Annotated in this window: 11 protein-coding genes; 5 read left to right on the top strand and 6 right to left on the bottom strand. The window is 63.6% G+C overall.

Going from position 1 to position 14,646, the window contains the following annotated elements; genetic code table 11:
* The 4 genes from MKK82_RS02175 to MKK82_RS02160 all read right to left on the bottom strand — a co-directional run.
* Positions 1–771 (bottom strand): TRAP transporter small permease (locus MKK82_RS02175; RefSeq protein WP_243984518.1); only part of this gene is annotated, 771 nt, incomplete at its 3' end.
* Positions 772–994: 223 nt separating this feature from the next.
* Entirely contained in the window at positions 995–2,011 is a 1,017-nt protein-coding gene (locus MKK82_RS02170) for a TRAP transporter substrate-binding protein (protein ID WP_243984516.1), read from the bottom strand.
* An 88-nt stretch (positions 2,012–2,099) separates the two neighbouring features.
* On the bottom strand, positions 2,100–2,813 hold the full coding sequence (locus MKK82_RS02165; RefSeq protein WP_243984514.1) for an enoyl-CoA hydratase/isomerase family protein: 714 nt from the start codon (positions 2,811–2,813) through the stop codon (positions 2,100–2,102).
* Between the two features lie 72 nt (positions 2,814–2,885).
* Positions 2,886–3,779: an isocitrate lyase/PEP mutase family protein gene (locus tag MKK82_RS02160; protein ID WP_313902079.1), complete on the bottom strand. Its 894-nt coding sequence runs from the start codon at positions 3,777–3,779 to the stop codon at positions 2,886–2,888.
* A gap of 231 nt (positions 3,780–4,010) precedes the next feature.
* Here MKK82_RS02160 and MKK82_RS02155 point away from each other — a divergent pair, with 231 nt between their 5' ends.
* From MKK82_RS02155 to MKK82_RS02135, 5 genes are all read left to right on the top strand, one after another.
* On the top strand, positions 4,011–4,991 hold the full coding sequence (locus tag MKK82_RS02155) for a LacI family DNA-binding transcriptional regulator (RefSeq protein WP_243984510.1): 981 nt from the start codon (positions 4,011–4,013) through the stop codon (positions 4,989–4,991).
* 222 nt (positions 4,992–5,213) lie between these two features.
* Entirely contained in the window at positions 5,214–6,131 is a 918-nt protein-coding gene (locus MKK82_RS02150; protein ID WP_243984508.1) for a LysR family transcriptional regulator, read from the top strand.
* 305 nt (positions 6,132–6,436) lie between these two features.
* Positions 6,437–7,744 (top strand): MFS transporter, encoded by a 1,308-nt coding sequence (locus MKK82_RS02145; protein WP_243984506.1) that lies wholly within the window; start codon positions 6,437–6,439, stop codon positions 7,742–7,744.
* A gap of 288 nt (positions 7,745–8,032) precedes the next feature.
* Positions 8,033–8,680: an RraA family protein gene (locus MKK82_RS02140; protein WP_243984504.1), complete on the top strand. Its 648-nt coding sequence runs from the start codon at positions 8,033–8,035 to the stop codon at positions 8,678–8,680.
* A 238-nt stretch (positions 8,681–8,918) separates the two neighbouring features.
* Complete coding sequence (locus MKK82_RS02135; protein ID WP_243984502.1) at positions 8,919–9,287, top strand: cupin domain-containing protein; 369 nt, start codon at positions 8,919–8,921, stop codon at positions 9,285–9,287.
* A gap of 357 nt (positions 9,288–9,644) precedes the next feature.
* On the opposite strand, the gene MKK82_RS02130 is transcribed toward MKK82_RS02135, so the two are convergent.
* Both MKK82_RS02130 and MKK82_RS02125 read right to left on the bottom strand, forming a co-directional pair.
* A complete protein-coding gene (locus MKK82_RS02130) occupies positions 9,645–10,841 on the bottom strand; it encodes an efflux RND transporter periplasmic adaptor subunit (protein ID WP_243984500.1) in 1,197 nt (398 codons plus the stop codon).
* Between the two features lie 46 nt (positions 10,842–10,887).
* Positions 10,888–14,082, bottom strand: coding sequence for an efflux RND transporter permease subunit (locus MKK82_RS02125; RefSeq protein ID WP_243984523.1), 3,195 nt, complete (start codon positions 14,080–14,082; stop codon positions 10,888–10,890).
* Between the last annotated feature and the right edge of the window lie 564 nt (positions 14,083–14,646).

Genomic DNA, 14,646 nt, shown 5'->3' with positions numbered 1-14,646 from the left:
GTCCATGCGCCCGACCACCACCATCGCGGGGGCGTGGGTGGTCAGCGTGATGTACGCGAAGGTGGACAGGCCGAACGCGAAGGCGATCGGCACGCCGGAGAAGACCAGCGCGCCGACGCCGAGGACGAAGAACAGCAGCAGGTTGAGGTTGCCCAGGTCCCGCAGCCAGGGCTGAAGCGCCACGAGGCCGGCGGCGAGGCCGGCGCCCAGCGCGAGGGCGCCCGCCGTCAGCTTCCAGTCGGCGGTCTCCAGGAGCCGGATGACGGCGACGATCAGCATGAGGCCGAGGCCGACCGGCAGGGCGGCGGCGCGCCACGCGTTGTTCAATTCCAGCGCGGGCGTCTGGACGAAGGTCTCCTCGCTGGCGAACTCGAAGGCCGGCTCCAGCAGCAGGGCGACGAAGATCAGGCCCGCCACCAGGGCGACCGTCTCCAGGAAGGCGCGCAGGCGCGGCCCGCTCATGGCCACGAAGGCGGTCATGCGCATGTGCTCGGCGCGGCGGAAGGCGACCACCGCGCCCAGCATGGCGAGCCACAGGAACAGGATCGAGGCGAGTTCGTCCGACCAGACCAGCGGCGCGCGGAACACGTAGCGGCTGACCACGCCGCCGAGCAGCACCCCGATTTCGGCCAGCACCAGCAGAGCCGCCGGGATCTCCACGAGGTGGCCGAGGCCGGCGTCCAGCCGGTGCAGCCAGCCGCGGGCGCGCAGGGGCGAACCCGTGAGTTCAACCCCGGCCGTAGTCTCCACGGCCGCAATATCGATCTGCATGGCGATCGTTCCTCAAGCAAGCTTACCGAGATCGTTCAGCAACTGCCCGTCCGGCCCATGGAGGAGCGCAGAACTGGGATGTGCTGCCGAGCGCTGGCAGGCTGTGGCGACCGAAGGCCAACAAGCGGGGCCAGTGCTTGAGCCAGGCACCTGCACGCGGCCTCGTCGAGCGCAAGATGGGCAGTTCACCTGTTCGCGGGCGCCTGTCCTGACGAACCTTGCTTCAGGTCAGCTTTCCGCAAGCCTCCTCCAGCAGCGACCAAGCGTTGTCACCATACTTCTGCTTCCATGTCTGGTAGTATGACGTGCTTGCGAGTGCTCGCTGGAAGTCGGGTTTCACAACTTCGATAAATGCGAGGCCCTTTTTGGCCAGCTCGGTTCGCAATGAACGATCGCGCTCGGCGACATCGTTGCGCTGATCGACGACGGACCGGTCGAGTTCGGCTGTAAGGACGGATCTGATGTCCTCCGGCATGCGCGCCCAAGCCTTGCGGTTGGCCAAGGGCCAGTAGCCGTCCCAGCTGTGGCTGGTCAGCGAGCAGTATTTCTGAACCTCGTAGAGCCGGGTTGTCGCGATGAGCGAGAGTGCATTTTCCTGGCCGTCGATGACGCCGGTCTGCAAAGACGTGTAGACCTCGGCGAAGTTCATGGGCGTCGGCGACGCCCCCATCGCAGCGAAGAACGATGTGAGCATCGGTGCCGGTGGGACCCGGATCTTGAAGCCAGCCAGATCCTTCGGACCGCGGACCTCTCGTCCGGATGATGTGATCTGGCGAAAGCCGTTGTCCCAGATCCGCCCCGGCGCGATAACGCCGACCTTCTCAATCAATGCTCGGGTGTGCTGACCCAGCCCCCCGTCCATCGCCCGCCAAACGGCATCATAATCCGGAAAGGTATAGGCTGTGTTGGCGATACCCGCGACGGGCACGAAAGTCGCCAAGATCGAAGCTGAAAGTAGCAAGAACTCGATGCTTCCGTTTCGCACCTGCGACAAGACATCGGTTTCTGTCCCGAGTTGGTTGGCTGGAAACAAGCGAATGCTGAGGCGTCCATTCGTTCGTTCGCGGACGCGGTCGAGTGCCGCGCGCAGATGGACGTTGTTCGGATGACTGGGGTCCTGACCCGTCGCGAACTTGAAATCGAATTCCGGCCCTGCCCTCACAATCGACGGCATCGCCATCACGAGGCCACCGGCCAACAGGGCACGACGGCTTACGGCTTTCTGTGGTAGCGCTAACATTGATGACCTCCCTGGATTCTCGCGTATTGTTCGAACCTGGCCGGTTTCTTGGGTTTCTTTATCAAAGCTTTGCCGCTGGTCGGCGGCTCTATGGATCGCATGCTGCGAGTGCGGCCCCGAGTGCGAACCGCGCCATGGCAAGCGCCTCGGCTGGCGGGACTCCACGGGTCGCGTAGTAGAGGTCGCGGCCGAGAGCCAGCACGTCGGGATGTCCCGCGGTCGCACGTTCCACGGTCTCGACCGCCCGGGGCAACAACTCCGTCGCAGGCAATACGGCATTCACCAGGCTGCGCGCGCGTGCGTCTTCCGCACTCATCAATCTCGCTTCGTAAGCGATCTCGAACAGAACCGCTTTGGGCAAGGCGTCGCGCACGACGGCAAGCGCCAGGAAGGGAAAAAGGCCGTGCGCCACTTCCGGCAGGCCGAGCGTCGCGTCGTGCGTAGCGAAAACCATGTCGCAGGCCAGGGCGAGTGCAAACCCGCCCGCATGCGCATGGCCATTGAGCGCAGCGATCAGCGGCTTGCCGAGACCAGCCATCGCGCCGAAGAGATCGATATGGGCTCGCCCGAACCCCATCCGTCCGACAGAGGTTGGCCCGGCGCCCCGGTAATCGCCTCCCAGGCAGAAGACAGAGCCGCTCCCCGTCAGGACGCATCCGCTGATCGCTTTGTCGCTGCGAGCGGCATTCAGGGCGGCGGTCAACTCGTCCGCCATATCTTGTGTGATCTTATTCCCAGCGTCGGGTCGGCTCAGCTTCAGGATCGCCACCCGGCCATACGTCTCGACTTCGATCTGCCGCATCGCTGCTGCGCCCTCCGTTGGATGGAAGATCTCGCCAGTCCGAGTCACACCCCCTGCCGAAAACCCCTCGCGTCATGAGGCGTAGCGCCGCTCCTGCGCGATGAGATCGGACATGCCGACGAACTCGTTGAACTCGTCGAAAGGTGTCATCAGGTCCGCCACCGCGTTCGTCGAGCACCCCTCCTCCATGAACCGCTCCATCATCGTTTTGACCGCCTTATGCATGGCGAACATCGGCTCGATCGGGCAAAGGGCGTAATCGAATCCGCAGGCTTCGACTTCTTTCAGCGACAAGTATGGACTTTTTCCAGATCTGGCCATGTTGAACAGGAGCGGCTTGCCGAGCGGTCGCAGGCGGCGACTTATCTCGCGCATCTGTTCCACGCTCTCCATTGCGTCGCAATACAGTCCGTCGGCACCAACCTCAGCGTAGCTGATGAGGCGGGCGATCGCGTCGTCGAAGCCGGTCACGGCGAGCGAATCCGTGCGCGCGACGATGAAGAAATCCGGATCGCTCCGGGCCTCGAGCATGGCGCGCAGCTTCTGCTGCATTTCCTCGGCGCTGACGAGCTGCTTGCCAGAGAAGTGCCCGCACTTCTTGGGAACCGCTTGATCCTCCAGATGCAGCACCGAAGCGCCTGCCTCTTCCCACAGTCTGATCGTGCGCTGTGCGTCGAGCACACCGCCATACCCCGTATCCGCATCCGCGAAGACGGGTAGGCTGGTAACCCTGCAGATGCGGCGGATATGCTCGAACATCTCGGTCTGCGTCAGCAAACCCATATCGGGAGCGCCTGCGACGATGGCGGAGGCCGCGAAACCGCTCACGTAGATCGCAGGCGCGCCGACCTGATCGGCCAGCTTGGCCGTAACGGCGTCGTGCGCGCCCATGCAGACGAATGGCGGCGACTTGAGTAGTTCGCGGAAGCGGGATGAGCGGGACAAAGCGGGGCCTCTCGGTTGCACAGGGCGGAAGGTTCGAAGCGACCGTGAGCGGGGTCAAATTTCGGACCCGAACCGTTGATGTTAGCGCAAACATAGACCCAGTGTCGGCGTTCCGCAATCCGTGCGGACGGGCTATGGGGCAGAGTGCGGGATCAATTAGGTGACAGGCACGGCCAAGCGACTGAGATGGCAGACACAACAGCGAAGCCACGACGGAAGCAGAATCCCAAGCTGGGGAAGCCTGAGCCTCGCATGGAGGATGTGGCCGCGCTCGCTGCAGTTTCAGCGATGACGGTCTCGCGGGCACTCCGCGATCCGACTTCCGTGAATACCGAGACTAGACTCCGTATCGAGGCGGCCATCGATGCCACCGGATACGTTCCCAACCGGATCGCCGGCAGCCTCGCTTCGCGTAGGACGAACGTCGTCGGCCTGATCGTGCCGAGCCTTCGCAACTCGCTCTTCGCAGAGACTATCCAAGGCGTATCGGACGGTCTCGGCGCACATCACCCTTTGATGATCGCGGATAGTGGCTACGCGTTGGCCGGTGAAGAGGCTGCCATTCGGGCCTTCTTAGCCCAACGCATCTGCGGGATCGTGCTGCACAACACGCAGCATACGGCGCGCAGTCGCTCGATGCTCGAGGATGCGGGTATCCCCTGTGTCGAGACGGGGAACCTGACCGAGAAACCTCTCGACATGGCAGTCGGTTTCTCGAACTACGATGCAGCCTATGCGATGACGGAGTACCTGATTGGCCGCGGGTACAAGAAAATCGGCTTCGTCAGCCTACCCATTCACGACAATGATCGCGCTGCCGAAAGGCGAGCGGGATTTCTAGCCGCCCATCAAGGGCGTGGGTTGATCTCCGCTCCCGAGTTGCTGCTCGAAAGCCCGCCCGGGCTGCGGAGCGGCGGGCTCGCACTGGCTACTTTGATCGAGCGCGTGCCGGCCGTCGATGCGGTCTTTTTGTCAGGCGATGTGCTGGCGACCGGAGCTTTACTTGAAGCGAACCGTCGCGGCTTGGATGTCCCGAGTAGGATCGCGATCGTCGGCTCGGATGACAACGAACTCCAGGAAGCCGTCTCCCCACCGCTGACGACGCTGCGCTTTCCTCGCTATCAGATCGGGCATCAAGCAGCCGAGATGCTGATGAAGCGACTTCGAAATCCCTCCCGCGACGTCAGTAGGCTTGACCTCGGTTATGAACTTATAGAGCGGGCAAGTGCCTAATGGCGAAACGAACGCGCCAACCACAATGACATTTGTTGGCCGAAAGCCGCTGGTCCGCTTCGGAGAAGGCCGCTCGAAGACGCGGACATTCAGCGTGGCTTGGCCGATGCCCCAGAGCGCCTTTTTTGCGGAAGTTCAGCGCCCTTACCGGGCACCTCGATACGTCCGACTACGTTTGGACAAATGGCCCCACGGCCGAGCCCGGATGATGGTTAAGCCGAAATGCCGAAGCGGATCGCCTTTCGTCACCTGGATGCGTTTCTGATCTTGGCCCGCGAGGGCAACGTCAGCCGGGCGGCAGAGTTGATGGGCATCGCACAACCGGCTTTGAGCCAGCAGATCCAACTGATCGAGGCTCGGATCGGCACGCCACTCTTCGAGCGAAACGCGCGGCCATTGCGGCTCACCGACGCCGGCCGGTACCTGCACGCGGAGGCCGCCAGCTTGGTCGATCGGTTCGAGTCTGTCGTCGCAGAGGTGCGCCAGATCGGACAGGGCAAGCGGGGTTGGCTCGGCATCGGGTTCACGCGCTCCGCCATGTACGATTTCCTCCCTCCTGTCGTGCGCGAGTTCAGCTTGAACCATCCGGATGTGGAACTTCGCTTGCACGAGATGCTGACCGAGGACCAACCGGACGCGCTGCGGGCGGGGACGATCCATCTGGGATTGTCGCGCGATCCAGTCGAGACGCCGGGCCTGATGCAGGAGGTTCTGCTGCGGGAGGATCTCGTCGTGGCTCTGCCGCGGCAGCACCCCTTCGCCCAACGACGAAGTCTAGGCTTGCCGGAACTCGCCGAGGAGCCGTTCATCTTGTTCCCAAAGAACCCCGCCGCGCGCTTTCCATCGCGCATTCTGGGCCTCTGTCGCGAGGCCGGCTTCACCCCATCGGTGGCCCAGGAAGCATTCGAGATCCAGACTGCGCTCGGCCTCGTCGCGGCGGGCCTCGGCGTAACGCTCGTCACCGCTGGCGTGGCGCGCCACATCCGCTCCGACCTGACCTTCAAGAGCCTGGAAGGCGGGCGCTCAGCCTTCGAGACCCTGCTCGTCGCTCTCTATCGCCCGGGCCCGCGCGACCTGCCGCTCGAAGCCATGCTCAACCTGATGAGGCCGTCTACATGTCGCGACGCGCGCGCCGGTTGAGGGTGATCTCGATGGCATGAGCGCCCACGCTTGTATAAGTCCGACCTTATATCAGCAATTAAAATCGGTCTTGGACGACCCTGACAGCTTCTGAGATGACTACCATCAGAAGCAGACACCACGCAGGCACCACGACTAGCGGTTCCGCCCAGCGAGCGACGCGCGGATCGCTGATTGCGCCATCGAACGCCGCCTCCGATCGGGGCTGAGATAGCGGCGCGGTCAGCTGCAGCCAACCTGAGTTGAATCGCCGGGCCCCGCACGCCACGGGTTCGAACAAAAAAATATCGTTCTGGGAGGGACGCATGAGTGACGACATCGAAACGCGCACGATGCGCCGCGTCTACTGGCGCCTGATCCCGTTCTTGTTCTTGCTCTTGGTCGTCAATTACCTCGACAGGGTCAATATCGGTTTCGCAGCTCTGCGCATGAACGCCGATCTCGGTCTGAGCGCCACCGCATTTGGGTTCGGTGCCAGCATCTTCTTTGTCGGGTATGCCCTGTTCGAAGTGCCCTCGAATCTCATCTTGCACAGAGTTGGCGCGCGCGTCTGGATTGCCCGCATCCTCGTCAGCTGGGGACTGGTCTCGGGCTGCATGGCCTTCGTCCAAGGCGAGACGAGCTTCTACGTTCTCCGCTTCCTCCTCGGTGTCGCTGAGGGCGGATTCCTGCCCGGCGTCGTGTACTACCTCACGCAATGGTTCCCGATCGAGCATCGGTCGAAGGCCAATTCGGGCGTGGTCGCGGCGACAGCGCTCGCCTCGGTGGTCGGGTCACCATTATCGGGTGCGATCCTGACATACATGCCCGAGGTCCTCGGCCTGCGCAGCTGGCAATGGATGTTCCTCCTGGAGGCTGCGCCGGCCGTGCTGCTGGGGGGAGCCGTCCTGATCTGGCTTACGGAGCAACCGGAGGCGGCGGCTTGGCTGCCGGCTGACGAGAAGGCGTGGCTGACACGGCGCCTGCGCGACGAGCAGACCGGCACGGCAACCCACGGCGACCTTGCATTCTGGCAGGTCGTGCGGCTGGGACGCGTCTGGGCACTGGCTGCCCTATTCACTTGCTTCCTGACGGCACTCTACGGCGTTTTGCTGTGGCTTCCGCAGATCATCAAAGGGTTCGGGGGCTTGTCCGATGTCCAGGTCGGCCTGATAGCGGCGCTGCCGTTCTTGTGCGGAGGTGCCGCGATGCTGCTCTGGGCTCGCCACTCCGACCGCGCACGGGAACGCAAGTGGCATCTCGCCGCCTCGTTGGCCTTGGGTGGCATCGGCCTTCTCGGCAGTGCCTACGCACCGAACAACACCATCAGCTTCGTGAGCCTTTGCTTCGCCGCCGCGGGCATCTGGGGTGGGCTAGGCATCTTCTGGAGTTTGACCGGCGACTTTCTCTCAGGCGGAGCGCGCGCCGCAGGCATCGCCCTCATCAACACGCTGGCCCAGCTTGGCGGCTTGGTCGGACCTTGGATGACCGGCGTGATCCGCGACTGGGCCGGAAGCTTCTCGGCGGCACTTGCCGCCATGGCCGGCGCAGCCTTCATCGCCGCACTGATCGCCGCGCTCCTCAGCGACCGCATGGCTCATCCCGCGCCAGCTGCGACGGCCGTGGCAGTCTGACATGGACGCCGCAATAGGTGCGCAGATAAGGCTTCGCTTGGAGGGCCGAGCGCTCCAATCCATCGATGCTGCCGGCGCCTACACGCCGAAACTGACCATCGGCGCCGTCGGGAACAAGCCTGCCCTATCACATGCGCCGAACGACGCGGTCATGCTGCGCTGGAGATCGGCGATGGGTTCGTGTGGATTCCCCGCCATGCCTTCGCATCTGAGGCGATCCGGCGCTGAAGCCATGTAAGTTGATTTAGGGTGCATGATCTTCTGACGAAGCTGAAAAGAAACTCAGACATGTCAAATATCGATCATAATCCGCTACCGCCTGCCGTGGATCCGTCGATCATCGAGGCGTTACGGACGGCCGCCACACCGACGATCAGCGACAACCTCGATCGCTTGCCCGGCATCGTCGGATTGCGTCCTTTTCATCGCAGTGGCAAGCTTGTCGGCACCGCGCTTACGGTACGGGTTCGTGCCGGCGACAACTTGGCGATCCATCAAGCTCTGAACTTGGTCCGCCCCGGCGACGTGGTCGTGGTCGACGGCGGTGGCGATATCAGCCGCGCCCTCGTCGGCGACATCATGAAGGCCATCGCCGAGAGCCTTGGAGCGGCAGGCTTCGTCATCGATGGTGCTGTTCGCGACGCGAACGCCTTCAAGACGTCGGACTTCCCCTGTTTCGCGCGAGCCGCAATCCATCGCGGCCCTTACAAGATTGGTCCCGGTGCGATCAACGTCCCTGTCTCGATCGGAGGCTGGACGGTCAATCCAGGCGATGTGGTCGTCGGCGATGAGGATGGCGTGGTGACGTTCCCGCCAACCATCGCGCCGAGCCTCATCGAGGCGGTGCGCGCCCAGGAGCGGCGCGAAGCTGAGGTCCTGCAGATGATCCGCGAGGGCCGGTACGACGGTCGATACGGCAAGGTGACCGCGCCTTGAGACCCGCGCCAGTCCACACTTCTGAGCTCAGAACGACTGACGGAGAGCTGCTAGCACACACCTTCAGGCAAATTGCGCGGTCCGAGACCGTTGACTGACGACACGCCTCTCGGTGAGAACTGCTCTGATGGAGTTGTATCAGACAAAACTGAACGCGTCACCTGCGTTTGGCTAAGCATCAATCTTTGAACATCTGTCCGCCCCATCTTCGCGCGGCTCTTACTGCAAGGAGGCAATCATGCGCCAAGCCGATGAATTTCATAGTCTCGACAACCCAACGGACGGCCTACTGCGTGAGCTTGCGCCTGGACTGACCACGCGCATCTTCGCGGGTGAACAGGCGATGCTGTCGATCGTGTCACTTGAACCGAACTGTGCTGGGACGATGCACCACCACCCTGAGGAGCAGTGGGGTGTGCTACTCGAAGGCACGGCGGTCCGAGTCCAGGGCGATGAGGAGATTGCCGTGAAGAAGGGTGACTTCTGGCGGACGCCGGGCGGCGTTCCACACACGATGAAAGCGGGGCCGGAGGGGGCGCGGGTCCTCGATATCTTCGCACCACCGCGGCCCGAGTATAGGAAGGCTGGCCAAGGTTTCGGGACCTAAAAGGCCGATGCTTCGAACGCAGAGGCCGACCAGAAAGCGACGATCAGCCTAATGTAACCGAATGTCTGCTGCGGAGCGCCGTCTCCGCTGGCGCTCACGGCATAATCCGGGTCCGAAACACAGATACAGCAGCGTCCGCTTCCGGGTGTGGTCATCGATCATTGCGGCCATAGGCGCTCAGCGGCCGGCTGGATCTGGCCGCAAGCCGCCGGTCTGCTTCGGAGCATGAAGCGCTGCAAAGCGGACCTCGCTTGCCGACCCTGACTTCTCCGGTTCTGGCTGATCCTCTCAATCACAGCAGTCCAAAGGCTGCTGGTCGATTCAGTGCTGCTGCTGACCTCGAAGGGTTCTGCCGGGTCATTCCGCCGATGCGGTGTGCGGGGTGTCATCCTGCCCGGCAACACGGACGAGGTCACCGGAGGCTAGGAACTCCTGCGGGTTGTCGATGAGCCGTTCGGCAGTTGTGATACCTGCGCGCACTTCGACTTCGTTGCCAAGGTTGCGGCCGAGCGTGACAGGCTTGAGCGCAACCCGGTGGTCATCCTGGACCTGCGCCATGAGGGTGCCATTGCGGTTGAACACCAAAGCCGTCGCGGGCACGCGCAAGGTCCCTGGGTTGGATGGCACGTGGAATTGCACCTCGACGAAGGCGCCCGGCCAGAGCCGTCCGTCCGGATTGTCGGCTTGCAGCTCGACGAGCCCCTTGCGCGAATCCTCCGCAATGGCATTCGCGGTCGAGGTTACCTCGGCGGTGAACGTTCCCTCCAGTCCTGGCACGCGCATGGATGCCTTGAGGCCCGGTTTCATCGCTGCGAGGAACGCCTGCGGCACATTCACGTAGATGCGCACGCGATGGATGTCGGAGACCCGGTAAAGCGGTCGTCCGGAGGTTCCCCCGGCCGTCAGAAGATCTCCGATATCAACGTTGCGCGCGGTCACGACGCCGTCGAACGGGGCCTTAATCTCCTTGAACCGCGTCAGTTCCTCCAGGCGGCTGACATTCGCCTGCTGCGCGACCAAGTTTGCCTTGGCGACTGACAAGGCTGCCGTGCGCGAGGCTGCGGTGAAGCGGTCTGTGTCGCCACGCTCCTCGCTCGACCACCCCTGTGATACGAGGCGGGCGGTGCGCTTGTTGGTGGCTGCGCTGAGGTCGGCATTCGCCTGCGCCTGGTCGACCGCCGCCTGAAGCTGCGTGAGCGTGGCCCGCGCCTCCGCGAGTTGCTGATCGAGATCGGGCGCTGAGACCTCGACCAGGACCTCGTCCTTCCGCACGCGTGCGCCTAGATCCTTGTGCCAGGCTGTGACGTAGCCGCTGGCGCGAGCGTAGAGTGTGCCCGTGTAGAAGGCGCTCAGCGAGCCGGGCAGGCTCAAGTCCTCGTTCATCGGCCCGCGCTGCGCGTGCACCACCCGGACTGTGGGAACGGCCTGACGCTCGGTCCAAGCATCGACCTCCTGCATGCCTTTCGCCCGGTCGGTGATGCCGGCCCAGGCAAGTGCGGCGGCGCCGATTAGGGCGCCTGACAGGAGCGCGGCTACGCTGCGCTTTGAGGGCATCTTGGGTTGAGGGGCGTCCTCTGAGGGGTGCATGCGGCTTCCAGGTTCAGGCGGACGGGGAAGAGAGGGCCTGGGGGGCAGAGCGCCTCAACGGATCGGGCGCAGCCGCACCAGCGCGGCGGGGCCGACCATGTACGATGCTGAAGACTACCGGCACGAAGAACAGCGTCGCCAGCGTAGCGAAGAGCAGGCCACCGATGACGGCACGGCCGAGCGGCGCGTTCTGGCCAGGCTCGATCGCCATCGGCGCCATGCCGATGATCATCGCGAGCGCGGTCATCATCACAGGCCGTAGGCGCGTCGCGCCAGCCGCCAGAGCGGCTTCGAGCGCCGTGCGGCCGGCACTGAGCTGCTCGCGGGCGAAGCTGATGACCAGGATCGAGTTCGCGGTGGCCACGCCCATGCACATGATCGCCCCGGTCAGCGCCGGGACGGAGACGTGCGTATGGGTGGCAAACAGCATCCACACGATCCCGGCCAGCGCGGCAGGCAGCGCCATCACGATGACGAACGGGTCGACCCAGGATTGGAAGTTGATGACGATGAGCAGGTAGATGAGCACGATCGAGAACGCCAGGCCGACCAGCAGTTGCTGGTAGGCGTTCGCCATCGTGACAGCCTGACCGCGCACCATGACGGTCGACCCCTTTGGCAGGTCTGCCCGCGTGTCGTCGATCGCCCGCTGAATGTCGGTCGCCACGCTCCCAAGGTCGCGATCCTGCGTTGTGGCCAGGATGTTGACGGTGCGCGCGATGTTGTAGTCCGTCACCACGGCACTGAGCGGCTCTGGGGCGATCGTCGCGAGGCCGCCCAGGAGTTGCTCCGAGCGCGCTGCGGTGATCGGCAGGTTGTTGAGATCGCCCAGCGTATCGATGGCGTATTGCGGCGTCTGGACCGAGACCGGGTACGAGACGCCATTGCGGGGGTCGAGCCAGTAAGTCGGAGCGGTCTGCGTGCTACCCGAGAGGCTGGCCTGGATGCTCTGGGCGGCATCGCCTTCGGTGAGGCCGACGACACCGGCCAGCGCACGGTTGAAGTCTACCCTCAGCGCGGGGTTCTTCGACTGCTCCTGGATGCGGGCGTCGGCGACCCCAGCCACCCGGCGGACCCGCGCCAGCAGCTTGTTGGCGTAGCCGCGTCCGCCCTCGACGTCAGTGCCCGCCACCTGCACGTCCAGGGCGGCCGGCGAGCCAAAGTTGAGGATCTGGCTCACGATGTCGGCCGGCAGGAACGAGAAGGTCATGCCGGGGAAGTCCTGCGGCAGCCGCTCGCGTAAGCTTCGGGTGAGCGCTGTCGTCGATGCGCCCTCGCCATCGTTCAGCGTCACCAGCATGTCGGCGTCGAAGGTGCCGATAGTGCCGCTGTTGCCGTAGGAGATGTTGATGCCGCTAATCGGTAGGCCGATATTGTTGACGACGCTGGCTATGCGCTCCTTCGGGATCAGAGCGCGAACGCGTCCCTCGACCCGCCCAGTCAGCGCCGTCATCTCCTCGATACGCGTTCCCGTCGGCGCCCGCAGGTGAATGCGCAGTGCGCCCGCATCAACTTCGGGGAAGAAGTCGCGTCCGAGATAGGGAACGAGGCCGAAGGACACGGCGACCACCGTGAGGAATCCTCCTGCAAACAGCTTCCGGCGCGACAGCGCCAGGGCGAGCACGCCGAGATAGCTCTGACGCAGGGCTTCGAAGCGGCGCTCGAAGCCGCGCTGGAAACGGGTGAAAGCCCCGGGCTTCGCGCCCGCGGCATCACCGTGTGCATGTTCGGTCAGAAGGTAGCGGGCCAGCGTCGGCACCAACGTGTAGGTAAGGACGTAGGACGCGATCATCGCGAACACCACTGCCATCGCCAGCGGCCGGAACAGAAAGCCGGCGACGCCGCCGAGCGCCAGCAGCGGCACGAAAGCGATGCAGATGCAGAAGAGGGCGATGGTGGCGGGCGGCATGATCTCCTGCGCACCGCGGGTAATTGCCGTGACGATATCCTCGCCAAACTCCTCCATGTGCCGGTTGATATTCTCGATCGTCACGGTGGCGTCGTCGACGAGGATGCCCACGGCCAGAGCAAGGCCGCCGAGCGTCATCACGTTGATGGTCTGCCCGAGCACCGAGAGGGCGATCAGTGAACACAGAACCGCGAGCGGAATCGACACAGTGATGATCAGCGTCGAGCGCCAACTCCCGAGGAATACGAGGATCATCAGACCGGTGAGCGCCGCCGCGATGACGCCCTCGCGCACCACCGCCACCACGGACTCGCGCACGAAGCCCGACTGGTCGGCCACGTATTTAAGATCGACACCGACCGGCAGCGTCGCCTGGATGGTCGGTATACGTGCCTTTACGCCGGCGATGATGTCGAGGGTCGAGGCGTTGCCGATCTTCAGGATCGACATCAGCACGCCCTTCTTGCCGTCGAGCTGAACGACGTTGGTCTGCGGCGGCGAGCCGTTGCGGACGTGGGCGACGTCGCGCATGAACACCACGGCGCCGTCCACGACCTTGACCGGCAGGTCGTTGAACGCCTCGATCGTCTTCGGGGAGTCGTTGAGATCAACGATCCACTCGTAGGTGCCGATCTTCTGGGTTCCGACCGGAGTGATCAGGTTCTGCCGGGCCAGCGCCGCGCCGACATCCGCCGCCGAGAGGCCGTGGGCGTGGAGCGCCGATTGATCGAGGTCGATCTGCACCTGTCGTGCCGCGCCGCCGTAGGCGTAGGGAAGCTGGGCCCCCGGGATCGTGGTGAGCTGCGGCCTAATGAAATTCTGAGCTAAGTCGTTCAGTGCGGACTGCGAAAGGCTATCGCTCGAAAGAGCGAGCTGGATGATCGGCACGCTGGACGCATTGTAAGCGAGCATCAGGGGCGGCGTGATCCCCGGCGGCAGCTGTTTGAGCTGTGTCTGCGAGATCGCGGTGACCTGCGCCTGGGCGGCCGTGATGTCGACGTTGGGCTGGAAGTAGATCTTCACGATCCCGTAGCCGGGGACCGATTGTGATTCGATGTGCTCGATGTCGTTAACCGTGGTCGTCAGCGAACGCTCGAACACCGAGACAATGCGGCCGGACATATCCTCCGGCGGTAGGCCGGTATATTGCCAGACGACGCTGATCACGGGGATCCCGATACTTGGAAAGATATCGGTGGGCGTCCGGAAGATCGACATGACCCCGAAAATCAGGATCAGGATCGACATCACGACGAAGGTGTAGGGTCGAAGCAGAGCCAGTCGGACGATCGCCGCCATTGCCTTACATCTGCCGTGATGGATGCGCGCGCTGGAACCGCGAGCCGTGAACGCCAGCATATCGCATAATGCATTCATCGGGCCAGTGCGGCAATTTGATGATCTTGCTGCGGAAGGCGCCCTAGAAATATTGAGAAACAATCCTGAGATGCGCTTTCGATTGGATTTATACTTCCTGATGAGGGAATTTTTAGGCGATCTGAAGGAAATCGTAGCATCTGCCAGGTGTTGGGGCAGCGCCAACGATAACTCTCAGCGACAGCGGCGATGCCCTACGATGCCGGGATTGTGGCATGTAAAGCATCGTGCTTCCGCGATGATCCTGGCTGAGACTACGACGCATTCTGGCTAGATGCTGTCGTATGCAGATGCGGAACTATGGCCTGAGGGCAATGCCGCTACCGGGTTCCGTCAGGCAATGTTCCGCAGGATTCGGCGGCTGCAACCAGTTCGACGAGATGCCGTTCGTCGCCGTGGCGTGAGGCGGTGACTGACCGAAGGTTCGCAGGTGGGCGCAGCTCGACTTGCGATCTGGCCTGAGCCAAGGCCCGCTTCGGAGTTGCC

Origin of the sequence: Methylobacterium sp. E-046 (assembly GCF_022829625.1) — a bacterium.
Lineage (GTDB): Bacteria > Pseudomonadota > Alphaproteobacteria > Rhizobiales > Beijerinckiaceae > Methylobacterium > Methylobacterium longum.
This window is presented reverse-complemented; position numbering and strand designations above follow the sequence as displayed.

Bases quoted from the DNA above. Each gene is read 5' to 3' on its own strand.
- MKK82_RS02145 (WP_243984506.1), top strand. From the start codon at position 6,437: ATGAGTGACGACATCGAAACGCGCACGATGCGCCGCGTCTACTGGCGC.
- MKK82_RS02165 (WP_243984514.1), bottom strand. From the start codon at position 2,813: ATGCGGCAGATCGAAGTCGAGACGTATGGCCGGGTGGCGATCCTGAAG.
- MKK82_RS02130 (WP_243984500.1), bottom strand. From the start codon at position 10,841: ATGCCCTCAAAGCGCAGCGTAGCCGCGCTCCTGTCAGGCGCCCTAATC.
- MKK82_RS02150 (WP_243984508.1), top strand. From the start codon at position 5,214: ATGCCGAAGCGGATCGCCTTTCGTCACCTGGATGCGTTTCTGATCTTG.
- MKK82_RS02140 (WP_243984504.1), top strand. From the start codon at position 8,033: ATGTCAAATATCGATCATAATCCGCTACCGCCTGCCGTGGATCCGTCG.
- MKK82_RS02125 (WP_243984523.1), bottom strand. From the start codon at position 14,082: ATGGCGGCGATCGTCCGACTGGCTCTGCTTCGACCCTACACCTTCGTC.
- MKK82_RS02135 (WP_243984502.1), top strand. From the start codon at position 8,919: ATGCGCCAAGCCGATGAATTTCATAGTCTCGACAACCCAACGGACGGC.
- MKK82_RS02170 (WP_243984516.1), bottom strand. From the start codon at position 2,011: ATGTTAGCGCTACCACAGAAAGCCGTAAGCCGTCGTGCCCTGTTGGCC.
- MKK82_RS02155 (WP_243984510.1), top strand. From the start codon at position 4,011: ATGGAGGATGTGGCCGCGCTCGCTGCAGTTTCAGCGATGACGGTCTCG.